Source organism: Rhizobium binae, assembly GCF_017357225.1.
GTDB classification, from domain to species: Bacteria; Pseudomonadota; Alphaproteobacteria; order Rhizobiales; family Rhizobiaceae; genus Rhizobium; species Rhizobium binae.
In genome coordinates, this window is sequence record NZ_CP071604.1 from 2,601,015 (window position 1) to 2,627,522 (window position 26,508).

The 26,508-nt window shown below is 61.3% G+C and carries 22 protein-coding genes and 1 pseudogene; 8 read left to right on the forward strand and 15 right to left on the reverse strand.

Annotation, left to right across the window (positions count from 1 at the left end):
• The first annotated feature begins 18 nt into the window (after positions 1–18).
• Positions 19–231, forward strand: a complete 213-nt coding sequence (locus tag J2J99_RS12750; RefSeq protein ID WP_168294479.1) for a DUF1289 domain-containing protein — start codon at positions 19–21, stop codon at positions 229–231.
• Entirely contained in the window at positions 231–932 is a 702-nt protein-coding gene (locus J2J99_RS12755) for a TIGR02281 family clan AA aspartic protease (protein ID WP_168294478.1), read from the forward strand. The genes J2J99_RS12750 and J2J99_RS12755 overlap by 1 nt, the downstream gene beginning before the upstream one ends.
• 49 nt (positions 933–981) lie before the next feature.
• Here J2J99_RS12755 and J2J99_RS12760 read toward each other — a convergent pair.
• Positions 982–1,979 (reverse strand): annotated as a pseudogene (locus J2J99_RS12760) (MFS transporter); the annotation flags it as partial.
• A 97-nt stretch (positions 1,980–2,076) separates the two neighbouring features.
• On the opposite strand from J2J99_RS12760, the gene J2J99_RS12765 reads away from it, so the two are divergent.
• Positions 2,077–2,511, forward strand: coding sequence for an EamA family transporter (locus J2J99_RS12765; protein ID WP_168294477.1), 435 nt, complete (start codon positions 2,077–2,079; stop codon positions 2,509–2,511).
• Positions 2,512–2,987: 476 nt separating this feature from the next.
• Entirely contained in the window at positions 2,988–3,923 is a 936-nt protein-coding gene (locus J2J99_RS12770) for a LysR family transcriptional regulator (RefSeq protein WP_168294476.1), read from the forward strand.
• Here J2J99_RS12770 and J2J99_RS12775 read toward each other — a convergent pair.
• The 12 genes from J2J99_RS12775 to J2J99_RS12830 form a co-directional block, all read right to left on the reverse strand.
• The gene (locus tag J2J99_RS12775) at positions 3,874–4,611 is read right to left on the reverse strand and encodes an SDR family oxidoreductase (protein ID WP_168294475.1); all 738 of its coding nucleotides are present in this window, start codon (positions 4,609–4,611) and stop codon (positions 3,874–3,876) included. The genes J2J99_RS12770 and J2J99_RS12775 overlap by 50 nt on opposite strands.
• A 106-nt stretch (positions 4,612–4,717) precedes the next feature.
• Entirely contained in the window at positions 4,718–5,479 is a 762-nt protein-coding gene (locus J2J99_RS12780; RefSeq protein WP_168294474.1) for an ABC transporter permease, read from the reverse strand.
• The gene (locus tag J2J99_RS12785; RefSeq protein WP_168294473.1) at positions 5,476–6,402 is read right to left on the reverse strand and encodes an ABC transporter ATP-binding protein; all 927 of its coding nucleotides are present in this window, start codon (positions 6,400–6,402) and stop codon (positions 5,476–5,478) included. The genes J2J99_RS12780 and J2J99_RS12785 overlap by 4 nt, the downstream gene beginning before the upstream one ends.
• 628 nt (positions 6,403–7,030) lie before the next feature.
• The gene (locus J2J99_RS12790) at positions 7,031–8,644 is read right to left on the reverse strand and encodes a glycoside hydrolase family 43 protein (protein WP_168294472.1); all 1,614 of its coding nucleotides are present in this window, start codon (positions 8,642–8,644) and stop codon (positions 7,031–7,033) included.
• A 233-nt stretch (positions 8,645–8,877) separates the two neighbouring features.
• The gene (mgrA, locus tag J2J99_RS12795; protein WP_168294471.1) at positions 8,878–9,909 is read right to left on the reverse strand and encodes an L-glyceraldehyde 3-phosphate reductase; all 1,032 of its coding nucleotides are present in this window, start codon (positions 9,907–9,909) and stop codon (positions 8,878–8,880) included.
• Between the two features lie 266 nt (positions 9,910–10,175).
• On the reverse strand, positions 10,176–11,309 hold the full coding sequence (locus J2J99_RS12800; protein ID WP_168294470.1) for a Gfo/Idh/MocA family protein: 1,134 nt from the start codon (positions 11,307–11,309) through the stop codon (positions 10,176–10,178).
• Positions 11,310–11,317: 8 nt separating this feature from the next.
• Positions 11,318–12,082 carry a sugar phosphate isomerase/epimerase family protein gene (locus J2J99_RS12805; protein ID WP_168294697.1) on the reverse strand — a complete coding sequence of 255 codons (765 nt, stop codon included), beginning with the start codon at positions 12,080–12,082 and terminating at the stop codon, positions 11,318–11,320.
• Positions 12,083–12,121: 39 nt separating this feature from the next.
• Entirely contained in the window at positions 12,122–14,581 is a 2,460-nt protein-coding gene (locus J2J99_RS12810) for a beta-mannosidase (protein ID WP_168294469.1), read from the reverse strand.
• Positions 14,582–14,966: 385 nt separating this feature from the next.
• Positions 14,967–16,073 carry an ABC transporter ATP-binding protein gene (locus J2J99_RS12815; RefSeq protein ID WP_168294468.1) on the reverse strand — a complete coding sequence of 369 codons (1,107 nt, stop codon included), beginning with the start codon at positions 16,071–16,073 and terminating at the stop codon, positions 14,967–14,969.
• Between the two features lie 4 nt (positions 16,074–16,077).
• Positions 16,078–17,022, reverse strand: coding sequence for a carbohydrate ABC transporter permease (locus J2J99_RS12820; RefSeq protein WP_168294467.1), 945 nt, complete (start codon positions 17,020–17,022; stop codon positions 16,078–16,080).
• Complete coding sequence (locus J2J99_RS12825; protein ID WP_011425716.1) at positions 17,015–17,920, reverse strand: carbohydrate ABC transporter permease; 906 nt, start codon at positions 17,918–17,920, stop codon at positions 17,015–17,017. The genes J2J99_RS12820 and J2J99_RS12825 overlap by 8 nt, the downstream gene beginning before the upstream one ends.
• Before the next feature lie 146 nt (positions 17,921–18,066).
• Positions 18,067–19,299, reverse strand: coding sequence for an ABC transporter substrate-binding protein (locus J2J99_RS12830; protein ID WP_168294466.1), 1,233 nt, complete (start codon positions 19,297–19,299; stop codon positions 18,067–18,069).
• Positions 19,300–19,752: 453 nt separating this feature from the next.
• Between J2J99_RS12830 and J2J99_RS12835 the strand changes: the two genes are divergently transcribed.
• The 3 genes from J2J99_RS12835 (at position 19,753) to J2J99_RS12845 (ending at position 22,828) form a co-directional block, all read left to right on the forward strand.
• Positions 19,753–20,796, forward strand: coding sequence for a LacI family transcriptional regulator (locus J2J99_RS12835; RefSeq protein WP_168294465.1), 1,044 nt, complete (start codon positions 19,753–19,755; stop codon positions 20,794–20,796).
• Positions 20,797–21,102: 306 nt separating this feature from the next.
• A complete protein-coding gene (locus J2J99_RS12840; protein WP_168294696.1) occupies positions 21,103–21,717 on the forward strand; it encodes a hypothetical protein in 615 nt (204 codons plus the stop codon).
• Between the two features lie 34 nt (positions 21,718–21,751).
• Complete coding sequence (locus J2J99_RS12845) at positions 21,752–22,828, forward strand: D-alanine--D-alanine ligase family protein (RefSeq protein WP_168294464.1); 1,077 nt, start codon at positions 21,752–21,754, stop codon at positions 22,826–22,828.
• An 11-nt stretch (positions 22,829–22,839) separates the two neighbouring features.
• Here the strand turns inward: J2J99_RS12845 and J2J99_RS12850 are convergent, their stop codons facing one another.
• Together J2J99_RS12850 and gndA are read right to left on the reverse strand one after the other, a co-directional pair.
• On the reverse strand, positions 22,840–23,457 hold the full coding sequence (locus J2J99_RS12850) for a class I SAM-dependent methyltransferase (protein WP_168294463.1): 618 nt from the start codon (positions 23,455–23,457) through the stop codon (positions 22,840–22,842).
• 417 nt (positions 23,458–23,874) lie between these two features.
• Positions 23,875–25,326, reverse strand: a complete 1,452-nt coding sequence (gene gndA / locus J2J99_RS12855; RefSeq protein ID WP_205918579.1) for an NADP-dependent phosphogluconate dehydrogenase — start codon at positions 25,324–25,326, stop codon at positions 23,875–23,877.
• A 322-nt stretch (positions 25,327–25,648) separates the two neighbouring features.
• On the opposite strand from gndA, the gene J2J99_RS12860 reads away from it, so the two are divergent.
• Entirely contained in the window at positions 25,649–26,506 is an 858-nt protein-coding gene (locus J2J99_RS12860; RefSeq protein WP_168294461.1) for a helix-turn-helix domain-containing protein, read from the forward strand.
• Positions 26,507–26,508: the final 2 nt, after the last annotated feature.

Genomic DNA, 26,508 nt, shown 5'->3' on the forward strand with positions numbered 1-26,508 from the left:
AATTCCGATATATCCTCCATGCAAACACCCTGCATTCACGTCTGCTCCATGGTTTCAGCCACCGGTTTCTGCGCCGGATGCGGCCGCACTCTTGAGGAAATCGGTGGCTGGATGAACTATACCGAGGCCGAGCGCGGCGGGATCATGGCGCTGCTGCCGGCGAGGCTCGCAGCCGCTGCCACGGGGAGCCACATGGAAACAAGCCTCGCCGCGCAGCCGGAGCGGCCCTGATGCTCCGTTTGACTGTCTTCCTTGTCATAATCGGCATCGGCCTTGCCGTGCTGATCCTCAACAATGACAGCAGCCGCATCTTCGGTCTGCAAAGCGACGATTTCGTCCGCGTCGTCTACCTGCTGCCGATCGCACTGATGCTGTCGGCCGGCATCTGGGGAAGCCGGCGCGGCGTCGGTGAAGCCATGCGCCAGATGATGATCTGGCTGGTGATCATCCTGGCGCTCGTCACCGTCTATCTCTATCGCCAGGAAGCGCTCGGCGTCGGAAACCGCGTGCTCGCCGGCCTCGTTCCCGGCCGCGCCGTCGTCGTCACGACGAGCGAGGGTGGCGAGGAAATCATCCTGCACAAGCTGTTGAACGGCCATTTCGAAGCCGACGTCAATGTCAATGGCCGACCGGTCGAGATGCTCGTGGACACCGGCTCCAGTATGGTCGCGCTCTCGCACGAGGATGCCGAACGCATCGGCATCGATCTCACAGGCCTCACCTACTCGATGACGGTCATGACCGCCAACGGCCGCAGCCGCGCAGCCCCAATCACGCTCGATCAGGTGGCTATCGGTCCGATCGTCCGCGACAACGTCGCAGCCAGCGTCGCCGAAGACGGCCGGCTCGACCAGAGCCTGCTCGGCATGAGCTTCCTGGAAACGCTGGGCTCCATGCAGATGCAGACCGACGAACTGCGCCTGCGGGATTGAACCCTGGCGTCGCAGCGCCCATCATTCTGCCGCCCTCCGATAGCGAACTTCACCCGCCCCGTCGGGTTTCGGCAGGCTCTCCATGCGGAGCACCCCGAGTAGTTCGCCCGTCGACGAACGCCGCCGAAAGCGCGGCCAAGAGGGCGAGCGATGCCGAGGTCAGCAACATCGCGAACAGTGTCGGAATCGCGCCGGCCTCCCGGAGAAATAGTCCGGCGATCGAAGCGATCAGCGCTCCGCCGGCGATCGACATGGCAGCGGCAAGGCCGGCGGCGGTGCCGGCGAGATTGGCGCGAACAGACATGACCCCCAGATTGGCGGCAGGAAACGTCAAGCCGTTGCCAATGCCGATGAACATGCAGGGTCCGAAAAACGCCAGGATATGCGTGACACCTGACATCGACAGGGTCAGCCCAAGCAGCAGACCCATGCAGGTTGACACGCGCGCAATGACGAGCGTGATGCTGAGCGATCTCCGAGTCGATCGGGCAGCCAGATAACTGCCCAGAATGAACCCTGTGGGAACCATCGCCATGAACAAACCCAGTTTCACGCTCGATCCGCCAAGCAGTGAACCGGCGGCCAAAGATGCGCCTCCGAGAAAGATATAAAGAGTGCCGGTGGAGCAGGCCATGCACAGCGTATACGCCCAGAACCCCGACGAACTCAGGAGCTGACGATAGGAGGAAAGGTAATTGCCTCTCGGTCTCGACGCATGCCCGGCCGTTTCCTTCAGCTCGCGCATGGAAATCGCAAGGATGGCTAGGCCAAGCAGAGCGAGAGCAACGAAGATCGCCCGCCATCCAAACGCTTCGTCCAGGATGCCGCCGAAACTCGGACCGAGCATCGGAGCGATTGCCCAACCCCTGGCGGCGTACCCGATCCTGTTGGCAGCCTGGCCTTGCCCGCGGTCTCCTTGATGACGACAAGAGCGACGCAGAAACAGGCGGCGATCGACGCCTGCATCACGCGAAACAACAGGAAAATGCCGATGTTGGGAGCGAGAGCGTAGCCGATCGACGCCACGATGAAAATCGAAACGGCGAGAGCAAGAAGAAACTCCTAGTCCGGTGGCACCCCGCATGTTCGATCGGCCATCGCTTCGGGCGATGGCTTTGACCTATGGGTGCGACAGAGTTTCGCGATGAATTCACTCTGGCCGATCATCGTCGGCGGCGTCCTGCCCGCCATTTTCTGGGGCATCACCGCTATCTTCCAGAAACAGAGCGCCACCGCCACCGGCTCCGCCGTCTATCTGATCGCCTTCGGCACCGCCTGTGCTTTCACCGGCCTGATCGCGGCGCTGGTCTGGCGTCCCGCTCCCTGGAGCATCGAGGGCCTTGGTTTTGCCGCGACCGCAGGTGCCTGCTTCGCCCTCGGTACCGGCCTGATCAGCTTTGCGCTCTTCGCTTACGGCGTTCCCGTCTCGAGACTCGCGCCGATCTGGAGCTGTAACGTGCTGGTGACGCTGGCAATCGGCGCCCTTTGCCTCGGCGAAGCCTCGGAGATCAACACAGTCAAGCTCGCCGCGGGTACCCTCCTCATTCTCTTAGGCGCTCTCCTCGTCAGCAGCGCCTGAGGGGAATGCGCAAGACAAGACAATCAATAGGAGACAAGGACTTCGCCGATTATAGGTCGCTGCCTTACAACCAGCGGAACCGCAATACCGAATCGAGGCCTCGCCTAAAAAGGATATCGGCCGCAGCTCGCCGGCTGGAAAATCGATATGCGATCGCGAACCCTTGAAGGAACAGGAATCAGACTAGCAATAAATGTGCATTTCACCCCTTTAAGCCCGATTACACCGTAATCGCGAGACGGACGGCGGCATCGGCATGGTCGACAAGGTCGCAAGCAAAATCCGGGACGCATGATACCTCAGCAGAGATCGGCTCTTTTTGCCCCATGACCACGGCATAAGTAAATTTGACGGGCGCTGCGGGCTCGTGCGACCGGCTCGTGTTAATGTTGCGGCGCTTCCTAGCCAAACGCGGCCTTATTGCCGCCCGGTCCTCCTTGTTGATATTCTGCGCCTGCCCAATGCCGGAACCTGCCATGACCCCACGACATCTGAAGACGTTCCTTGCGGTCATCCGCCACGGAAACCTCACGCGCGCTGCTGCCGAAGTCAACCTCGCCCAATCGAGCCTCAGCGACCAGATCCAGGCGCTGGAAGAGGAATTGGGAGCCGAGCTCTTTGTCCGATCCCGGCAAGGCGTCGTCCCCACGCCGGCAGGAGCAGCTTTGAAGGCTTATGCGGAAGAGATCTTGGCGCTGAACGGCGAGGCAAAGGACGCCGTCCGCTCGGCTGCCGGCAATGCCGAACAATCTGTCATATTGGGCACTCTCGAAACCATCGCCGCTGAAAGGCTGGCGCCCTGGCTCTGCCTCTTCCGTCGGCAGAACCCCGGCCTCGCTCTCAAACTCAAGGTCGGCGGCAGTGGCGAATTGCATGCGCAATTGCAGCAGGGCTCGATCGACGTCGCCTTCACCTTCGATCGCGGCTATGAGGACGTGCGCTTCGCGACGCGCCGTCTCTGCAGCGAACCACTGGTGTTGATCGCAGGCCGCAACGCGCAGCCATCCTCATTCGATAGCCTGGTGGCGCTGAGCGCTGCCCACTTCATTGCGACCGAAGCCGGCTGCGTCTATCGCCATCTGTTCGATACTGCCTTTGCGGAGGCGGGCGTGACGCTGCCGCCCATCGCGACGGAAACGGACAGTATTGCGACGATCATTCGCCTCGTTGCCTCCGGCACCGGCTATGGGCTTGTCCCGCGCCTCGCCATCGGCCTGTCTCCGGCGCGTAACGATATCGTCGAATTGTCGTGGCCGGGCAAACCGCCAGTCGCTTCGCTGGTGATGACGTGGCGGCGCCGGCGCGTTCAGCCGCCGGCGCTCGCCCTCATCCTGCAGTCAGCAAGCGAAAATCTCTCGCCGGTCAAACCAGCCGATGTCCACCCTCGACATGCAGGATCGTGCCTGTGGTGAAGCCGTTGCCGATGAGAAAACGGATTGCGTCCGCAATATCCTCCGGCTGCCCGACCCGACCTGCCGGCAGACGCTCCGCCATCGCGTCCAGTGTCGCTTGTTTGGCATCGCCGGCGACAAAGCTCCAGATCGGCGTATCGACCCATCCGGGCGATACGGCATTGATGCGGATCGGAGCCAATTCGACGGCAAGTGCTCTCACCAGGCCTTCGAGCGCCGCGTTGACGGCTGCGACCACCGATCCGCGCGCCCCCGGTCGATAGGCGGCGACCCCTGATGTATAGGTGATGGATCCCGCCGGCGGCAGATGGCCGGCGCCATATTTGGCCAGCAGCAGCGGCCCGTAGAACTTGCTTTCGACCACCCGCTGCGCCGCCGCAAGCTCCATAGACGGCAGGAGCTGATAGGCGCCTTCGATATCGGCCGCCGTGCTGACGATATGATCCAGCGGTTCGCCGTCCTGAAATAGCGCTGCGACCTCCGCCTCCCGGGCTATGTCGACGGCACGTGTCGCGAGTTTCGGATGGTTGCCGAGGCGGCGGTGGGCCGCCGCGAGCCTCTCCCGGCTGCGCCCCGCGATCGTCACCGACGCTCCCTCGGCAAGCAGGCGCATGGCGAGCGCCAGTCCCATGCCGGAGCTGCCGCCGACGATCAACACCTTCGCACCTTCAATCCTGATAGCAGTCATCTCGCATCTCCATTGGAATGAGAGAGCAAATGCCCCGGACCATAGCGGAAGAAAAACGGAAGAAATCGATAGCGTCATCGGAATTTCCGATGACGCGCGGTCAGCGTCAGTTGCGCAGCCGGTAACCGGTCTTGAAGATCCAGCCGAGCGTGCCGAGACAGATCGCCAAGAACACCGTGATCATCGCCAGGCTAGTCGCCGGATTGACATCGGCGATCCCGTAGAAGCTCCAGCGGAATCCGCTGACGAGATAGAGAACCGGATTGAAGTGGCTGACTGCCTGCCAGAAGGGCGGCAGCATGTTGATCGAGTAGAAGCTGCCGCCGAGGAAGGTCAGGGGCGGCACCACCAGCATGGGAATAAGATTAAGCTGCTCGAAATTGCCGGCCCAGATGCCGATCATGAAGCCGAACAGGCTGAAGGTAACGGCCGTCAGCAGGAAGAATAGGATCATCATCAAGGGATGCTCGATCCTGACGTCGACAAAAAGATTGGCGGTCAGCAGGATAATGAAACCGATGATCATCCCCTTGGTCGCCGCCGCCCCGACATAACCGAGCAGGATTTCCGTCATCGCCACCGGCGCCGACAGCACCTCGTAGATGGTGCCGGTGAATTTCGGAAAATAGATGCCGAAGGATCCGTTGCTGATGCACTGGCCGAGCAGCGTCAGCATGATCAGGCCGGGTGTGATGAAGGCGCCGTAGGATACACCCTCCACTTCCTGGATGCGCGAGCCGATCGCCGCGCCGAAGACGATGAAATAGAGCGAGGTCGAAATCACCGGCGAGATGACGCTCTGCAGCAGGGTCCGGCGCGTGCGCGCCATCTCGAAGAAATAGATCGATTTGATTGCCTCGACGTTCATTTTGCCGCTCCCACCAGGGCCACGAAGATGTCTTCGAGCGAACTTTGCCGCGTCGAGAGATCCTTGAAATGGATATTGTTCTCGCCCAGCCGGGTGAGCAGGGTCGCGATGCTCTCCTGCTCATTGTCGGCGTCGAAATCATAGGTCAGCCGGCAGCCATCGGCTTCCAGCGTCAATCCGTTGCCGGCAAAACAGTCCGGCAGCCGCTCGAGCGGTTCGATGAGATCGAGGATGAGTTGCTTGCGGCCAAGCTTGGCCATCAGCGCCACCTTGTCCTCGACGAGCAGCAATTGCCCGCCATTGATGACCCCGACCCGGTCGGCGATCTCCTCCGCCTCTTCGATGTAATGTGTTGTCAGGATGATGGTAACACCAGAAGCCCGCAGCTGCTCGACGACATTCCACATGTCCTTGCGCAGCGTCACGTCGACGCCGGCGGTCGGCTCGTCGAGGAAAAGGATCTCCGGCTCATGGGAGAGCGCCTTGGCAATCAGCACGCGACGTTTCATGCCGCCGGAGAGCTGGCGCAGCATATTGTCCTTCTTGTCCCAGAGCGAGAGCGCCCGCAGCACCTTCTCGATATGGGCAGGGTTGGCCTTCTTGCCGTGCAGCCCACGGGAAAAGCTTACCGTATTGAACACTGTCTCGAACTGATCGGTGGTCAGTTCCTGCGGCACAAGCCCGATCATCGAACGCGTGGCTCGGAAATCCTTGACGACGTCGTGACCGGCGACCAGCACCTGGCCGCCGCTCGGGTTGGCAATGCCGCAGATGATCGAAATCAGCGTCGTCTTGCCGGCGCCGTTCGGTCCGAGCAGCGCCAGAATCTCGCCTTTCTCCACGTCGAGGTTGATGCCCTTCAGGGCCTCGAACCCATTGGCATAGGTCTTGGTCAGGTTCTGAACGGAAATAATGGGGGCCATGCGGTACTCTTGAGGATTCCTGAAGTATTTCGGCCCGCTATATAGTCCCTCTGTGACGGTTTGACATCCTTCGGGAACGTGAACACTGCATTCACGCAGCACCAACACCCTCGCTGCCGACGACGGCGTCACCCACTGGCGACATGACCGAGATGCCGGCTTTTAGGCTATCATGGCAACGCCAAGCTGGTGAAAAGAACTGGAACGGTGGGATTGGAATGTCATCATCCGGTGATCTTCCTACCCGATAAGCGAGCCGAGGCAAGCACCGGCATCCGCCCCGCCGCCCATCCCTTTGCGGAGCCGTCCTTCGGCGTTCTCGTTGCGCCATTTTCGCTGCCTCGGCATGTAGTGAAAGTTATTATTCAATCACAAAGTGCTTGGAACCGGCCAGTATCCCCTGTCCAGCCGCGTTCGTCTCAGCCGGCCTCGCGCCGGCTTTCTTTTTTCGGGGACTAACGCAGTGACCGCCTTCGTCCTTCGAGGCTCCTGCGGGCGCCTATGGATGAGGTCGGAGAGAGGCGGCGTACCGATCAATTCGCCAAACGCAAGGCACGCCGATCAGCCCTCATCCTGAGGCGCGCAGGCCAAAGGCCGGAGCCTCGAAGGACGAGAGCGGGAAGCTCGCTCACAACTCGTCGTAATTGAACCAATCAAAATCGGCGATCTTCCCACGTCCCGACGTATCGAAGGCGAACACGCCCGTGAAGGCGCCGGTGAAGGAGCCGTGTTCGCCCCGCCCGCCTTCGTCCGAAATCACCCCCGCGTCGAGAACTGGGCCGATCGGCTGCCAGGCGCCGTTGCCTTCCGTTTGCCAGAAGAATTGCAGATCATTCTCGCGGATTTCCATGGCGAGCTGGACGCGGCCTTCGGAGGGAATGGCGACACCGCTTTCGGCAGGAAAGCTGAGGCGTCCGTTCGGATAATCCCCGTTGCAGGACAGGATGGTGACGCAACGGCCGAGCGTCTCGTGAAGCGTCACCGCGAGCGCGTGGAACTTGTGGCGGTTGTAATAATGCGTCAGTCCGGCCACCTGCTGATAGGTATCAGGTGAGAATTCAAGCACCGTCTCGGCGCGGAAGCTGTGGTGCTCCTGCCGGCGGGCTACCAGCGATTGCTCGAACCAGGAACCGATGCTTTCACGTCCGATCAAGCGGAGATGGCCGGGACGGTCCGTCAGGTTGAAGATACGCGTTGGCTCGGGCGTGCGAAGCCACTGGAAATCTGCAGGAAGCTTACCTCCGTCGAAACTGTATTCGGTGCGCATCGGCATTTCTACCGGCACCGCGCCGAACAGGCCCGGCACATCGACGTCGGGTACCGTGGTGCCGTTTTCCAGATAGAGCCAATCGTCGTCGCGCCAGACGCATTTCTGCAGGCTCGTCTCGCGCCCCAGCGTGCAGCGCCGTTTCGGCGGCAGCGGCCGGCCGCAGAGATGCGTGTGATAGGCCTCACCGTCAGGCGTCTCGACATATTGTCCATGCCCCGCCCGCTGCAGCACCGCGCCTGGATGATCCTTGGAGGTGATGAGATGCATGTTCGGGTGCATCTCATAGGCTCCGTCGATGCGGCGCGAGCGCGCCATGGTGACGGCGTGGTCGTAACCGGTGCCGCCTTCGGCAGTCGTCAGATAGTACCAGCCGTTCTTCTTGAAGAGATGCGGACCCTCGACCAGCCCCAGCGGGCTGCCGGCGAAGATATTGCGGATCGGGCCTTTCAGCGCCTTCGTCACCGGGTCCCACTCCTGCAGCAGGATGCCGTCGAAGGCCGGCGATTTCGGCGAGCCGCCGAAACTCTCAGTACGGTGGTTCCACTGCATGTTGACGAACCACTTGCGGCCGTCATCGTCGTGAAAGAGCGATGGATCGAAGCCGGAGGAGTTGACATAGACGGGGTCGGACCATTCGGCCTCGATGGATGGCGAGGTGACGATGTAATTATGCGCATCCTTGAAATTGCCGTCGAAGCGTTTGACGTCGGTATAAACGAGCCAGAATTGCCCGTCGGCATAGGAAAGGCACGGCGCCCAGATGCCGCAACTGTCAGGGTTCCCCCGCATGTCGAGCTGCGAGGCGCGCTCCAGCGGCCGGCGCACCAGCGTCCAGTTCACCAAGTCCCGCGAATGGTGGATCTGCACGCCGGGATACCATTCGAAGGTGGAGGTCGCGATGTAAAAATCGTCGCCGACGCGGCAGATCGACGGATCGGGATTGAACCCCGGCAGGATGGGATTGCGGATCATGATGAGGCCTCCTCCTAGACTATTGTTGGGGTACGTACGTCAGATACGAGCGGATACGTCACCAGTTCCTCCACTCTCATGTGCTCGTCACAGAGATCCAGCCAGCCCAAGTCCTTGGGCTGAAGGAGCCTTTTTCGCCGCGCAGACGCGCGGCGGCTGGTTTCCTGTGACATCCCTTGGGCGAAGCCCTGAGGGCACAGGAATGAGGGAGCAACAAAATGTGCTCCCTGCCTTCATTCCCGCTCCGCCGACTTCGCCCAGAGATTGATATCCGCCTCACGGGCATACACATCGATCTCCGAAAGCTCTTCCAGGCTGAATTCGAGATTATCCAGCGCCTTGACGCAATCGACGATCTGCGACGAGCGGCTGGCACCGATCAGCGCCGAGGTCACGCGTCCGCCGCGCAGCACCCAGGCGATCGCCATCTGCGCCAGCGTCTGACCGCGCCTCTCGGCGATCTCGTTGAGCTTCCTGATATTGTCGATGATCGAGGGACGGATGAACTCGCGCTTCAGGAAATGGTTCTGGGAGGCGCGGCTATCAGCCGGAATGCCGCCGAGATATTTCGTGGTCAGCATGCCCTGTGCGAGTGGCGAGAACACGATAGAACCCATGCCGACCTCATCGAGCGTATCGAGCAGCCTGTCGTCCTCGACCCAGCGATTGAGCATCGAATAGCTCGGCTGGTGGATCAGGCACGGCGTGCCGAGGTCCTTGAGGATTGCGGCCGCCTCGCGGGTGCGCTGCGAATTGTACGAGGAGATGCCGACATAGAGCGCCCGGCCGGAGCGGACGATATGGTCGAGCGCGCCGCAGGTCTCTTCCAGCGGCGTGTCCGGATCGAAGCGGTGCGAATAGAAGATGTCGACATAGTCGAGGCCCATGCGCTTCAGGCTCTGGTCGCAGGAGGCGATCAAGTATTTGCGACTGCCCCATTCGCCGTAGGGGCCTGGCCACATGTCGTAGCCGGCTTTCGACGAGATGATCAACTCGTCGCGAAGCCCGGAAAATTCCGTCCGCAGGATCTCGCCGAAGGCCGACTCGGCGCTGCCGGGAGGCGGGCCATAATTGTTGGCGAGATCGAAATGGGTGATGCCGAGATCGAAGGCCGTGCGGCACATGTCGATCTTACGGTCATGCGACGTGTCGCCGCCGAAATTGTGCCAGAGGCCAAGGGAAACGGCCGGAAGCTTCAGGCCGGACCGGCCCGTGCGGTTATATTTCATCTTCGAATAGCGGTCTGCGGCTGGTTGCCAGCTCATGAGACTCTCCTTGCTAAAATATCTCTACAGTTGCCCAGCAGGGCCTGACCCAGGAGTCTGCCCCTAATCCGGCTGCCGCCACCGACCGGGGTCGAGCCACGGATCTCGACCCGTCCTTCGCCCCCCGTAAATGGGGCGAAGGACAGGCCGCACTCACGCGCTTAAATCTCAACCCTGCGTTTGGCACGTCCCCTCTCCCCGTTCTTTGCGGGGAGAGGGTTAGGGTGAGGGGCAATCTTCAGCACAACGATTCTAACGCTACCCTATCACTTCAACAGCGCCTGCGCCTCTTCGATGCCGAGCGCCGCCGGCTGTGTGCAGGTCGTGGTGAGGTCGATGAAACGGCCCTCCTCGCCCGACTTCAGGATCGAGGTCATGACGTCAACACCGTGCAGCGTGCGATCGAGCGAGCAGCGTGCGTCGCGGCCTTCGATCAGCGACATCGCCATGTCGGCAAGGCCAGCCGTGCGGTAGTTGGCCCGCGAGCCGCTGGGGCTTTCCTGGTTGATCTTGCCGAACGGATGCTCCCAGGCTTCGAGCGGCTTGATGTCCTTGTCGCGGCCGCTTGCCTCGACGGTGCCGCCGAAAAAATTCGGATCCGGGACGTAGAGCGAGCCGTCGGTACCGTAGAGTTCCATATTGGCATGGCGGTGCGACCACACATCCCAGCTCGCCGTCAGCGTCACAGTGGCGCCGTTGACGAATTCGAGCAGCGCCTGGATCGTCGTCGGCGTCTTGACCGGGATGATCTCGCCGTGGCGCGGCTGGCTGGTGATGGTGCGGGTTTCAGATGCCATCGACGTCATGGCGCCGACGCGCTTCACCGGGCCGATCAGATTGATCAGATTGGCGATGTAGTAGGGGCCGAGATCGAGGATCGGGCCGCCGCCCGGCAGGAAGAAGAAATCCGGGTTCGGATGCCACATCTCCATGCCGGGGCTCATCACGTAGCAGGCGCCCGAGGTCACCCGGCCGATGCCGCCGTCGTCGATGAACTTGCGGGCGAGCTGGTGCGCGCCGCCGAGGAAGGTGTCCGGTGCGCAGCCGACGGCAAGGTTTTTCGCTTTGGCGATACGGCGAAGCTCCTCGCCCTGCTCCAGCGTAAGCACCAGCGGCTTTTCCGAATAGACGTGCTTTCCGGCTTCGAGAATCGCCTTCGACACAGGAAAATGCGCATCCGGTATGGTCAGATTGACGACGACGTCGATCTCGTCATTGGCGAGCAACGCGTCGATCGTCTGTGCTTTCACGCCATATTCCTTGGCGCGGGCCTCTGCGGCCTGCACGTTGATATCGGCGCAGGCCAGCACCTTCAGCCCCTTGAAGAGCGGTGCGAGCGAGAAATAAGTGGTGGAGATGTTGCCGCATCCGATGATGCCGACGCCAAGTTCCTTGGTCATGGTCTGCCTCAGTAGGTCTTGATGGAAGCGATCGAGCGCGTGATGTTGCGGTCGATATCGTTCGGATTGTCGTGCTCGACGACAAAATGCTTGGCTTTGGTCTTCGCCTTGACGACCGGAAGCAGCTTGGCCCAGCCGATCGTGCCATGGCCGACGTCGGCCCAGCCGCCTTCATCCGTGGCTTCGCCTGCCGGCGCAATGTCCTTAACGTGCACCGCGGTGATGCGGTCCCCGAGATTCTCGACCCAGGCATAGGGGTCGGCGCCGCCGCGAACGACCCAGGCAATATCGGCTTCCCAGGTGATGGCGGGCGCGCCTTCGAAGATGCGCTCGATCGGCAGCGAACCGTCGGCGAGCTTCACGAATTCGAAATCGTGATTGTGCCAGCCAAATTCGAGGCCTGCATCCTTGTAAGGCTTGCTCATTTCCTGCAGGCGCTTGCCGAAGGCGAGCCAGCCCGCGGCATCCGTCGGGCGCTGGTCGGGCATCAGGTGCGGCGCATAGATGGAATCCATGCCGAGGATTTTGGCGATCTGCAGCGACTTCTCGACATTGCCGTCGAGGAAGTCGGGGCTGAAATGGCCGGTCGCCATGACAAGGCCGTTCTTGTCGAGATCGGCGCGCAGGCTCTTCAGGCCGGCTTCATCAAGTTCGGCATAGATGCCGCCAAAACCTTCGACTTCGCCGTAGCCAGCCTTGCCGAGCTTCTCAAAGATCGCCGACAAGGGCGGGAAATTGCGCGCGCTATAGAGCTGGTAGCTGAGTTTCGTCATCATGTTCTCCTTGGGCCTCGTGCCCATTTCTTGGAAGGATCAATCCGCCGATTGGCAGGAATGCAGGTCGTAGAAACGGAATTCCGGCAGCTTGCCGCGTTCTAGCTGTTGTGCCGGAGTGAAGGTGATGCGGCGGCTCTCGCCTGCCGCAAGATCGAAGGCGTTGTCGGAATATTTGCCATCCGTCTCGCTTTCGATCATCACGAAGAGCGCAAGTCCCCTGGCGGTGACGTTGATGTCGACCGCGCCGCTCGCCTCGACATACTCGTGAGTGACGGTCAGGCCGGACGGCTCCAACTCCAGCGCCTTATAGGTGCCGTTGACATAGTGCCCCTCGCCGCCCATGCCGTTCGACGCGGTGAAATGCCAGGCAAGCAGCGTTCCCTCGGCAATGTCCGACACATCGATCGTTGCGGCCGTCACCGCAGCATCCGGCGAGCAGACCGCCTGCACGTCTTTCAGGTGCTTCCGCTCGCCCTTCATCGTCAGGAGCGAGATCGAAAGATCGACGCGGACATCTGAAAGCGTGTCATTGACAAGCGAGAAGCGGATGGTCTTGCCGTCTTCGGCGGGAATGGCGGCGATCGCCACCGGCTGGAAGAAGCGCTTGACGAGATAATGCATCGCCTTCCAGCGGCCGCCATAGTCGAGGCTCGACCAGGAAGCGACCGGCCAGGTGTCGTTGAGCTGCCAGTAGATCGTGCCCATGCAATGGGGTTTCAGCGACCGCCAGTATTCCACAGCGGTCTTGATCGCCAGCCCCTGTTGGATCTGGCTGAGATAGACGAAGTTCGGGAAATCCTTGGGGAAGCGGAAATAGCGGAACATCGTACCGGCAATGCGCTCGTTGCCGCCGGCATTCTTCTGGTGCAGCTCCATGACAGGGGAAGCAACGTTCATGTCCTTCGCCTCGGCATAGGTCTTGATCACGGGCAGCGACGTATAGGACTGGAAGCCGAATTCCGAACAGAAGCGCGGACGCACCGAACGGTAATTGTCGAACGACTTGTTCTCATGCCAGACCGACCAGTAATGCATGTCGCCGGAGCCGTCGGCATGCCAGGCATCGCCGAAATCGAGATAGCCGGAAGCCGGGCTCGAAGGCCACCAGAGCGCGCCGGGCAGCGCCTTCTTCACCGCCTGCTCAATCGTCCGGTTGAGACGGTCGTAGGAAACGAGGTAGCGGTCGCGGTTCTTCCTCGATTCCTCGAACCAGGTCAGGGCGCCCACAAGTTCGTTGTCGCCGCACCAGAGCGCGATCGAGGGATGCGAGGAGAGCCGGCGCACCTGGTAATCCACCTCAATCGCCACATTGTCGAGGAAGTCCTCGGTCGAGGGATAGAGGTTGCAGGCGAACATGAAATCCTGCCAGACCAGGAGGCCCAGCCGGTCGCAGAGATCGTAGAAATGATCCTGCTCGTAGAAACCACCGCCCCAGACACGGATCATGTTCATGTTTGCGGCTTTCGCCGATTGCAGCAGGTCTTCAGTCTTCTCAGGCGAGGAGAGCGAGAACAACGCATCGGCAGGAATCCAGTTGGCGCCGCGGCAGAAGACCTCACGGCCGTTGACCTTGAAGGCGAAGCGGCTGCCGGATGCATCCGGCGTGGTGATCAGCTCGATGGTGCGAAGGCCGATCTGCTTGATCACTTCATCCGTCGGGGTTTCGACTGAAAGCCTGTAGAGCGCCTGCTCGCCGCTGCCGGAAGGCCACCAGAGACGCGGATTGTCGATATGGAAGAGGTGGTGGACATCCGTCTCGCCCTTGACGCCGACATCGAGACGCACGCGCTCGCCGTCGAGATCGAAATAGACCTGGACGATGCCGGCATGTTTGGCAAACAGGCTTGCCGTCACCAGGAGATCGACCGAGCCGTCGCTATTATGGGTCTGGCGGACGACGACATGTTCGATGCGCGCCGTCTCAAGCTGCTTCAGCGCGATCGTGCCGTAAAGGCCGAACGGCGCGATGGCGATGTTCCAGTCCCAGCCAAAATGGCACTGCGGCTTGCGCAGCATGTTGCCGTCCGGGATCGGCGAGTTGCCGGTGCTGTAGGGGATATAGAATGGCTGCTGCTTCTGCCGCTCGGCGCCGACGGCCGGGTTGGAGGCGAAGACGATGCAGATCGAGTTGTCGCCTGCTTTCAGCATGCTCGACACGTCGGGCCGGTAGCGGCGGAAGCTGTTGTCGGCCTCAAGCGCCAGGAAACCGTTGACATGAACGGTGGCGACCGTGTCGAGATAATCGATATCGAGATACCACTCGCCTTCGACTTCCTGCAGCGTGAAGCTGCGCTCGACCGCCCATTCGCGCTCAGCGACCCACTGCACCTTCTCCTCGTTGCGGCCGAAATAGGGATCGGGGATCAACCCTGCCCGGTGCAATGCGGTGTGCACGTCGCCGGGCAGATTGATCGCGGTGCGGATTTCGCCGCCGACGGAGGTGAGCTGCCACGAACCGGAAAGGTCGATATTGGAGGGTGTCGATTGTTGCGTCACGATGTCATTTCCGAATTTGCAGTTTTTGAAGAGGACGGCTCATGATCGCCGTCCGGTAGCTGTCGTTCGTCAGGGGCCGGCTTGGCTCCCTCTTCTCCCCAGCGGGGAGAAGGCGGCCCGAAGGGTCGGATGAGGGGCCGCACGGGATGCCCTTATTACCCTTCGCTTCCGCTCAGTTCCTTGGCTCCTTCCGTCCGCCCGCCCTCCGTCATGCTCGGGCTTGACCCGAGCATCCACACAGCATCCACCAGCAGCAGCGGGCATGGATCCTCGGGTCAAGCCCGAGGATGACGGAGAGTGGGGTTGGGCTTCTCGCCAAACCCGCGCTGGCCTTCGGCCTCACGTCAGCGGGCACCATCTCCGGCCCCGCCTGCGAAAAAATTCCCTAAAGACGTAGCTCACTCTCGGCATCGAACACCGAAGCCAGCGTCATATCGAAGGCGAGCTTTACCTTGGCTCCGACGTTGAAGCGGCGTGCGCCGTTGACGCGGACCGACATGGTGTGACCGGCATGTTTCAGCCACAGAAGATTGTCGGCACCCATTGGCTCCTCGATGTCGACGGTGGCGTCATGTTCTTCGCCGCCGGCATTCTCGTTGACCTTGATGTGTTCGGGACGGACGCCGAGCACCACCTTGCGGCCGGGCTGCAGCGTCTCGTTGGCGTCGTAGGCAGCGAGCGAAAAGTTGACGCCGTTGGCGGTAAAGGCGATGCCGTCGCCTGATTTGACCAGTTCACCGCGCAGGAAATTCATGGACGGCGAGCCGATGAAGCCGGCGACGAAAAGGTTGCGCGGTCGGTTGTAGATCGTCGTCGGATCGTCGAGCTGCTGGATGATGCCACTCTTCATGATGGCGATCCGGTCGGCGAGCGTCAGCGCCTCGATCTGGTCGTGCGTGACGTAGATCATCGTATTCTGCAGCGACTGGTGCAGGCGCTTGATCTCGACGCGCAACTCCGAGCGCAGCTTGGCATCGAGGTTGGACAGCGGCTCGTCGAACAGGAAGACGTCGACATCACGCACCAGCGCCCGGCCGATCGCCACGCGCTGGCGCTGGCCGCCCGAAAGTTCGGCCGGCTTGCGCTTCAACAACGGCTGGATCTGCAGGATCTCGGCGGCGCGCGCCACACGCTTGTCGATCTCAGCCTGCGGCACCTTGGCGACGCGAAGGCCGAAGGAGAGGTTCTTCTCGACGGTCATCTGCGGATAGAGCGCGTAGGACTGGAAGACCATGCCGATGCCGCGGTCCTTCGGCTCCTCCCAAGTGACGTTCTTGCCCTTGATGAAGATCTGGCCTTCGGAAGCGTCGAGCAGGCCGGCAATGCAGTTCAGCAAGGTCGATTTGCCGCAGCCGGACGAGCCGAGCAGCACCAGGAACTCGCCGTCGTTGATGTCGAGGTTCAGATCCTTCAGCACGCTGACCGCGCCGAAGTTCAGCGACAGATCCTTGATGGAAACACTTGAATTGGAGACACTCGAATTCATGTTCATGAGATCAACCCTTCACTGCGCCGGCGGCGATGCCACGGACGAAAAGCCGTCCCGACACGAAATAGACGATCAGCGGCACGAGACCCGTCAGGATCGTTGCCGCCATGTTGACGTTGTATTCCTTCACGCCCTGGACGGAATTGACGATGTTGTTGAGCTGCACGGTCATCGGATAGGTATCTGGCCGGGTAAAGACCACGCCGAACAGGAAGTCGTTCCAGATGCCGGTCACCTGCAGGATCATCGCGACGACGAAGATCGGCAGCGACATCGGCAGCATGATCTTCAGGAAAATCTGCCAGAAACCCGCACCATCGACGCGCGCCGCCTTGAATAGTTCTTCCGGCAGCGAGACGAAGTAGTTGCGGAAAAGCAGTGTCAGGATCGGCATGCCGAAGATCGAATGCACGACGACGAGACCGGTCAGTGTGCCGTAGATGCCGATTTCGCGCAGGATGATGACGATCGGATAGATCATCACCTGATAGGGAATGAACGCCCCGATGATGAGGATCGAGAAGAAAAGCTCGGATCCCTTGAAGCGCCAGTTTGCCAGCGCGTAGCCGTTCACCGAAGCGATGGCGATCGAGATGATGACCGACGGCACCGTGATGCGCACCGAATTCCAGAAACCGCGCGACAGGCCATCGCAGTTCAGGCCCGTGCAGGCCTCTGCCCACGCCTTCACCCAGGGCTCGAAGGTGATTTCCATCGGCGGCGAGAAGATATTGCCGAGGCGGATTTCCGGCATGCCCTTCAGCGACGTCACGACCATCACATAGAGCGGCAGCAGATAATAGAGCGCCGCGACGGTCAGGGTGCCATAGAGCATGATGTTGCGTGCCGATAATGCCGGGCGCGGCTTCGGGCCGCTCGGGCCATCGCCGAGCTTCTGCGAGACGGCATCGATACCAGCCGCGGTGGTGTTGAGAGTTCCGATATTAGCCACGCTTGCGCCCTCCTCCGAATTCCAGATAGGCCCACGGAACGATGATGATCGCGACCGTGACCAGCATCATCGTCGAGGCGGCAAAGCCCTGACCCAGGTTCTGCGCCTGGAACATGTAGTCGTAGACGTATTTCGCCGGTACTTCCGACGAGATGCCAGGCCCCCCCGACGTTTGCGCCACGACCAGGTCGTAGACCTTGACGATGCCGGAGGCGATGATGACGATCGTGGTGATGAATACGGGCCGCATCATCGGAATGACGACGAGCAGGTAGGTCTTCCACATCGGGATGCCGTCGACGCGGGCCGCTTTCCAGATATCCTCGTCTATGCCGCGCAGACCGGCAAGCATCAGGCACATGACGAGGCCCGTTCCCTGCCAAAGCGCCGCGATCAGAATCCCGTAGATGACGATTTCGGGCGTATAGAGCGGATTGAAGGTGAAGCTTGTCCAGCCGAGCGAACGCACTACCGACTGGACGCCGAAATCCGGGTTTAGAACCCACTGCCAGACGAGACCGGTCACGATGAAGGACAGCGCGAAGGGGTAGAGAAAGATGGTGCGAAAAGTGTTTTCGAAGCGGATCTTCTGATCCATGAGTGCGGCGAGCACAAATCCGATGACCAGGCTGAAGATTAGCGAGAGGACGCCGTAGAGCGCCAGATTTTCGATTGCAGTAACCCAGCGGGGTGCCGCCCAGAGACGGTGATACTGGTCAAAGCCGACGAAGCTCAACCGCGGGAGGAGCTTGGAATTGGTGAAGGAATAAAAGACCGTCCAGAACGTGCCGCCGACAAAGATCACCAGCGCTGTCAGGATCATCGGGATGGAAGCAATCTTGGCATTCAGATTGCGCAGTAGCTTGATTGGCCGGCCTGCTTGCGCTTGACCCGTCATGAAACTTCTCCTCATCGCAGCTGCGGCCGGTAACGGCCGCTCTATCCCCGCCCGCGGGATCCGCCGGAAGGGCCGGCAAGACCATCCAAACTTGCGGGAGGATCCGGCTCCGGGGAGCCGGATCGCAAGGGCAGTGAACCTGTCGATCAGTCAGCCGAAGCGATGATCTCGGCGAAACGCTTCTGAGCGTCTTCCGGCGTCATCGACGGGTTGGCGAAGAATTCGGAGAAGAGATCTTCCTTCTGCTTCTGGCTGTCGGCCGAAAGCAGCTGGTCGGTGCCCTGAATCACATTGCCCTTCGCCAGGATGTCGAGACCCTTCTTCATGCAGTCGTTGGCGGCGGCAAGATCGACGTCGCCGCGAACCGGCAGCGAGCCCTTCTTCAGGTTGAAGGCAACCTGGGTCTTGGGATCGAGCAGGGTTTTTGCGAGCACGGCCTGTGCCTTGGACTTTTCCTCATCCTTCAGCAGCGGGAAATAGAAGGCGTCACCGCCCGTCGAGATGATCTCGTTGACGCCGAGACCTGGCAGGCAGGTATAGTCGGTGCCGGCCTTCTGACCGGCGAGCGCGAATTCGCCCTGCGCCCAGTCTCCCATGATCTGACCGCCGGCCTTGCCCGTGATGACGAGGTTGGTCGCCTGGTTCCAATCCTGGACGTTGCTGCCCTTGGACATGCGGCGGGCGTCATCGGCAGCCTTGAAGACCTTGGCGATCTCGGGTCCAGCGGCGACCTCCGCATCCTTGTCCTTGAAGACCTTGTTGAACACGTCTTTGCCAGCGACCGCGACCATCAGCACGTCGAAGGCGCCTGTCGCCTGCCATGGCTGACCGCCGACGGCGAGCGGAATGATGCCGGCCTTTTCGAGAGCCGGAGCGGCAGCGACGAATTCGTCCCAATTCTTCGGAACTTCGACGCCGGCCTTCTTGAAGGCGGCGTTCGAAAGCCACAACCACTGCCAGGAGTGGATGTTGACCGGAGCGCAGTAGATCTTGCCATCGATCGTGCAGGAATCGAGCAGGCTTGACGGACGAATAATGTCCTTCCAATGCTCCGCGGTCGCGACATCGGTCAGGTCGCGCATCAGGCCAGCCTGAACCAGTTCCTCGGCCTGGCGGCCATGGTTGAACTGGGTGGCGCCCATCGGGTCGCCGCCGGTGATACGGCTGATCATGATCGGGCGCGCCGTGCCGCCAGAACCAGCAATGGCACCGTCGACCCAGTGGTTGCCGGTGGCGTCAAACGCTTTTGCCAGCTCGGCGACAGCAGCGGACTCACCGCCGGACGTCCACCAATGGGTGACTTCGAGATCTGTGGCGCCGGCGCTGATCGGAAGCGCAGCGGAAGCGGCAAGCATGGCCGCCATCATACGAATTTTCATGAGTTCTCCTCCCTCACTGAAACGTTGCCGGAAAAACTTAGATCAATCGATTTGCCCACGCAACTGCCCGCCCGTAAATTTTTCTTTAAAGATCCAGATTGCTACTTCTGACTGTTTCAGAAGACCTCCACACACTCGCTGAATCGGCAGCCAGGCCGACTTCTTCGCGTGCGCGGCTTCCGATTACCATATTAAAACATCACGATAATTTTCAAATTCGAGTTTCGAGCCGCGCACTAGCTTTTTCGCAGCTGCAGAAAAATTCTGGAAGAATGACCGATTCAACCTATGCGAATAATGTTGCGACGCACACAAGAAAAATCACTCGACATTTCTACTGTATCGTTACAGATTGAACTCCTCAAGGAGGCGCGATTTTGGCAGGCGGCGGGCTTACGGCGCCTGAAAAAGCCTCTATAAGCGAGACCAATTCGCGCAAGGCGGCCTATAGGGATGGAAAACAAGGGAAATTTCGGACAGGCGACATCGACGGCGGTGACGCGGGAGCGCCCGACATTGAAGACGATCGCTTTCATGACCGGTCTCGGCGTGACGACGGTATCGCGTGCGCTGAAGGATGCGCCCGATATCGGTGCCGAAACCAAGGAGCGGGTGCGCATGGTCGCCCGCCAGCTCGGTTACCAGCCGAACCGGGCGGGCGTGCGCCTGCGCACCGGCAAGACCAACGTCATCGCTCTCGTTCTCAGCATTGATGAAGAGATCATGGGCTTCTCGAGCCAGATGGTCTTCGGCATATCGGAAGTGCTGTCCGGCACGCCCTATCATATCGTCGTGACACCGCATTCCCATAGCAAGGACCCGATGCTGCCGGTGCGCTATATCCTCGAGACCGGCTCGGCCGACGGCGTCATCATCTCCCGCATCGAACCGGACGATCCGCGCGTGCGGCTCTTGTCCGAGCGCGGCATGCCCTTTGCGACACACGGGCGCACCGATGCAGGTCTCATCCACCCCTTCCACGATTTCGACAACGAGGCCTTTGCCCATCAGGCGGTGGAACGGCTTGTCAAACGAGGCCGGCGCCGCATCGCCCTGCTGCAGCCGCCGAGCAAGCTCACCTATTACGCCCATATCCGCATCGGCTTTCAGACCGGCCTGCACGACTACGGCGCCGAGGAGGTGCCGTTGCGCGTCAATACCGACGCACCGCTTGCCGATATCCGCGACATCGTCGAGGTGATGATGCGCTCGGCCAATGCACCTGACGGCATCGTCTGCTCGGCCGGCAGCGCCGCGATCGCCGTCAATGCCGGCATCGAGGCCGCCGGCAAGGCACTCGGCCGCGATCTCGACATGGTTTCCAAGCAGTCGGTGCCGATCCTCAACTGGATCCGCCCCGAAATCATCACCGCCCAGGAGGACGTGCGCCAGGCCGGCCGCGAAATGGCCAAGGCCGTCATCGCCCGCATCGACGGCGTCGAACCGGAACTGCTGCAGAGCATCAGCCAGCCGATCTGGCCGGAAAGCGGCAGATAGACGGGTCAGTCGGGGAAGATACGCAGCGCTCCCCCTTACATGGATCGAGCACTGGCGGCCCGCCGTCTCCTCCTTTGGTTTCGTCGGGAGCACTAGCCTCTCTCCATCATTGGCAAAACTCACGCCATCGCCTCGGGCCGAGAGTGCGAAATCGGAAGGAATTCAGGGTCCGTATCAGGAAGATCGATCAGCCACCGATCTCCTGATGGAAAAATGAACCCTAATCCGGGGATTGGCTGCGGGCATCGGCTCGAAAAAGCCAATATCTCCCGTCATTTCACGGCAAGTGACGGGGATTTCGACAGGATGCAGCAGAGCGGCGTGCCCTATTTCAGCCAATGGGAAACACCCGGCATGACGCTGCCGGTGCTTGCCGAGGGCTCGCAAGCCCTGCTCAGCGATCCGCTCTGGCACCATTCGGGAGCCTCGACCATTGAGGAATATGCGCGCTGGGCGGTGAATGTCTGCGGCATGGCCTGCCTGAAGATGATCCTCGCTGCGCGCGGTGAGATCCACCCCACCCTCGAACTCGCCCGCGCCTGCACGGTTTACGGCGGCTATGTCGTCAACGAGATCGACGCTCCGATCAAGGGGCTGATCTACGCGCCCTTCGTCCGCTTTGTGAGCGAATGTTTCGGGCTCGGCGCCGAAACGATGACCAACGTCGAGACGTCAGCCATTCCGGAACTTCTGTCGAAACGCCGCTTCTTCATCGCCTCGGTGCATTCCGCCATCCGCTGGCCGGAGCGCGAGCCGCCGGCAAAGGGCGGCCATCTCGTGCTGGTGACATCAGCCTCGCATGAGACGATCCGCTTCCACAATCCGTCCGGCCATGACGCGGCAAGCCAGGCCGATGTCAGGCTGCCGCTTGCCGTCTTCGACCGCTTTTTCGCCAATCGCGGCATATCGGTCGAGGCTTGACCCTTTTCAACACCAGATCACTCCGGAGGCTTTCATGACCCCTTTCTCAAACAGGCTGCGCATCGCCGTGCTCTTCGGCGGCCGCTCGGCCGAACATGAGGTTTCCATCCTTTCGGCGACCAATGTCATGGGCGCGCTGGCGCCCGACAAATACGACGCCATTCCCATTTTCATCACCCGCGAGGGACAGTGGCTGCTCAGCAGCTTCGTGGACGGCGCCTTGGCGACACCATCATCCGGCACGGAAATCTGCCTCATGCCGGGCGGACGGGGACGGCTGATGGCGATCCCTGCCCATGGGACGCCGTATGATTTTCCAGGAATCGACATCCTGTTCCCCGTGCTGCACGGCCCGCACGGCGAGGACGGATCGGTGCAGGGTCTGGCGGAGGTCGCCCGCGTGCCGCTCGCCGGCTGCGGCATCCTCGGCTCGGCCGCCGCACTCGACAAGGATATCGCCAAGCGCCTGCTGCGGGCAGCAGGCCTGCCGGTGGCGCGCGCCGTGACCATCCATGAGTGGGCTTCCCCTTCGCTTTCCGAGCTCGAAGGCGAACTCGGCCTGCCGCTCTTCATCAAGCCGGCGCGACAGGGATCGTCGGTCGGCGTCGCCAAGGTCCATGCCAGCCAGGAATTCGCCGCAGCGCTCGAGCAGGCCTTCCGCCATGACCGCACCCTGCTTGCCGAGGAATTCGTTGCCGGCCGCGAGATCGAATTCAGCGTGCTGGAGGATGCGGCAGGAGAACTCTTCGTCTCCAGGCCGGGCGAGATCGTGCCGGCGGAAAGCCATGGCTTCTACAATTACAACGCCAAATATATCGACGAGAACGGCGCCGCGCTGAAAGTCCCGGCCGACCTGCCGGCGGAGATCGAGGCCGCCATGCGCGAAATGGCCGCAAGGGCCTTCCGGGCCGTCGGCTGCGACGGCATGGCACGTGTCGATTTCTTCCTGACATCGGACATGCGCTTCGTCATCAACGAGCTCAACACCATTCCCGGCTTCACTGATATCAGCATGTACTCCAAGGCAATGGCGGCAAGCGGCGTCAGCTATGCCGAGATCATCGACCGCCTGGTGGCACACGGCATGGCGCGCGCCCGCCGCACGGCCTGAGGGCGGAGCGTTCAGCGCTTCCTGAAGATACACCACTGGAAAGACTGCCGGCTGCCGCCAGGCGTCCTATGCTCCTCACGCCAGTCGCGCTCCAACGTGAAGGCGGGCGAGAAATCCGCGGCAAGCGCGGCCGCGTCGTAACGCTGGACCGGCAGGCCGCTGCACCGTTCCGGCCCGTCCGGCGCGAAAGTCGCGATGATCACGACGCTGCCCGCCGCCGTGCCGGCTTCGAGCGCGTGGCAATAGGCGAGCCGCTGCTCCGGCTCGGTGAGGAAGTGAAAGACGGCGCGGTCATGCCACACATCGTACCGGCGCTCAGGTCGCCACACGGTGACATCGTCGATCACCCAGGCGATGTGGGCGGCCTCATCCCCGAGCCGTGCCTTGGCGATATCAAGCGCTGGCGCGGCGATGTCGAGAACGGTGAGATCGGACCACCCGCGTTCGACAAGACGGTCGACAAGGCTCGATGCGCCACCGCCGACATCGATCAGCGAGGTCGTGACTGCCAACTGCAGCGCGTGGAGCGCTCGCAGGGAAGGCTCAGGCGTCGGCTGATACCAGCTGACGCTGTCGGCAGCTTTGGTGCGATAGACTGCTTCCCAATGTTCGCGCTTCGCGTCCGTCATCCGATATCCCCGCCTCTTGCAGCGCCCGATCCTCATCGATCAATATAAGGATAGCGACGTCTGCCACCAACCGGCACTTTCTCATTACCTGGCAGCAAGAGATTCGGTGCATCCGCCTCTCATTGTCTTGGAAGTTGCGAGACAGTTAACCTCATCGACCTGTCTAATGAAGACGACAATCGGCGCGTTGCGACGGTGGAAGCAGGTCTGACGCTCGAGGAATTCGACAGCGCCTCGCAAACCCAATGAACGTGTTTTGCTTGAACCAGAACATCAGACCGACAGCGGTCGACGAATTCGAATGAGTTCACACACCGCCCGGACTGGCAAAAGCTGAAGTCGTTCGAAAGCGGACATTGTCCTCACGAAAAAGCCCGGCGCGACGGCCGGGCTTCCTCCATGTCTTGTTCGCAAACCTCAGAAGGTCGCCGCACCGCTACCCCAGGGGCCGTGGTGGAAATCCTTGCCGTCCAGGCGGTCGAAGCCGTGGGCGCCGAAGAAGTCGCGCTGGGCCTGAATGAGGTTGGCGGTGCCCCGGCCCTGGCGGTAGGCGTCGAAATAGGTAAGCGCCGAGGTCAGCGCCGGCACCGGCAAGCCGGCGGAAATGGCTGCAGCGACGACACGGCGCAGCGCCGGAATCGATTCCTTGACCATATCCGAGAAGGCGGGCGTGACGATCAGGTTCGCAGCATCGGGAGCCTTGGTGAAAGCCGAGGTGATCTCATCGAGGAACTGCGAGCGGATGATGCAGCCGGCACGCCAGATCCTGGCAATGGTCGGCATCGGCAGCGACCAGTTGAACTCGCGCGAGGCTTCTGCCATCACGGCGAAGCCCTGCGCATAGGCGCCGATCTTGGCGGCAAATAGCGCCAGCTCCAGATCCTTGTTGAGCTCGGGACCGTAAGCGATCGGCAAGGAAACCGCCTGCGTGCCGAAAATCTTTTCCGCGGCTTCGCGCTGCGACTTCATCGAGGAAAGGCTGCGCGCGGCAACCGCGGCTTCGATTGCCGTTGCCGGAATGCCCATGTTCTGCGCCTCGATGGCCGACCATTTGCCGGTACCCTTCTGGCCGGCCTTGTCGAGGATCATATCGACCATCGGGCCGCCGGAAACCGGATCGGTCGCGGCAAGCACCTTCTCGGAAATCTCGATCAGATAGGAGTTCAGCCGGCCCTTGTTCCACTCGCCGAAGATGCTGGAGATGTCGGAGGCACTCTTGCCGAGACCGTCGCGCAGGATTCCGTAGATTTCGGCGATCATCTGCATGTCGGCATATTCGATGCCGTTGTGGATGGTCTTGACGAAATGGCCGGCGCCGTCATTGCCGAGCCAGGCGACGCAGGGCTCGTCATTGTAGCGGGCGGCAATCGAGGTCAGCACCTTCTCGACGCGCTTCCAGGACTCTTCGGTGCCGCCGACCATGATCGACGGGCCGTGACGCGCCCCTTCCTCGCCGCCGGAAACACCCATGCCGATGAAGGTGAGATCGGTATCCTTGAGGCGGTCGAAGCGGGCGACGGTGTCGCGGAAATTGGCGTTGCCGGCATCGATCATGATATCGCCCTTCGACAGATGCGGGCGTAGCGCCTCCATCTGCTGATCGACGGCATCGCCCGCCTTGATCATGATGATGATCGGCCGCGGCGGCCGGATCGCATCGACGAACTCTTCGATGGTCTTGCAGGGAATGATCTGCTTTTTCAGGTCGCCGGCGCTTTCGTAGAATTCGTCGGTTTTCTCAGGCGTGCGGTTGAACACCGCAATTTTATTGCCTTTCTCCGCGATGTTGAGCGCCAGGTTGGAGCCCATGACCGCAAGGCCGATCAGTCCGATTTCTGCCTTTTCCACGACAAACCTCCGATGTGTCATTTGGACCGGTGTTGTGGCACTGTCTTAGTCAAACGGCAAGTCTGCCAAGGGTCTAATCGGTTCGCAAAAGCCAATGAAATGAAGCTCCCGATGCCGGCTTGTCCGACAAGCTGCCATCTGATCGGCAAGCAGCGATGTGGTGTGACCGGCCCTTGGAACAGGATGATTTTAGGCCGGCTCGGCCTAAAATCTGAATCCTGTTCTAAATTAAAGAGTTAGAGCATGATGTCGCCCGAAAACCGCTCACACTTTTCGGCATCATGCTCTCGCTCATCTGTAATACCCCATCTCATGTTATCATGCGTCGTTCGGGAGATATCGCGTGGCATCGGAAAAACGAAAAGGTGGAATTCTCCTGGCGGCTCGCGCCGGCCGCTATCGCGAATATGCACCGCAGCCGGCGTTGCGGCGCCATTTCGGCCTGCTCTGGTCGCACTCGGTTGACGACGGACCGCCGGCAACTGTGGCGATCGTTCCGGACGGCTATTGCGATTTGCTCTGGATCGGCGGCCGGCTGGTCGTTGCCGGGCCCGACAGGACGGCGGCCTTTCCCCTTATCCAACCTGGTACGACCGTCATTGGTGCGCGGTTTGCACCGGGCGCGGCCGCACCCTGGTTGAGAACGTCGCTCTCGTCGCTGATTGGCCGCTCGGTTCGGATCAGCGACATCGGGCGGAAGGATACGGCCGATTTTGAGGCGCGGCTGCAGGATTGTCCCGACGTTGCGGATGCGATGGCATTGTTCGCCCGACTGCTCGAAGAGGCCGCGCGCGAGGAGGAGGAGCCCTCCGCCGACGCCGCGGTGATCTTTGCCGCCGCCGACGGCGGCTGCCCCGCATCCTGCCTGCGCCACCGTTTCGATATCAGCGAAAGACAGCTGCGCCGCCGCTGCCACCAGCATTTCGGCTACGGCGCCAAGACGCTGGAACGCATCCGCCGGTTCCAGCGTTTCCTCGATCTCTGCCGCAGATCGCACGTGATGCCGCTAGTCCACATTGCGCTTGAAGCGGGCTTTGCCGATCAGGCCCACATGACGCGCGAGGTCGGCGAACTCTCATGCCTGACGCCCGCCGCCATTCTTGGTCAGCTCAACGCGCGGGAAATGCCGGACGACCGTTTTGTTCAAGACGCCTCGGGTCGGTCTGTTACCCTTGCTCGACCAATATTAAGGACCTGCTAGCC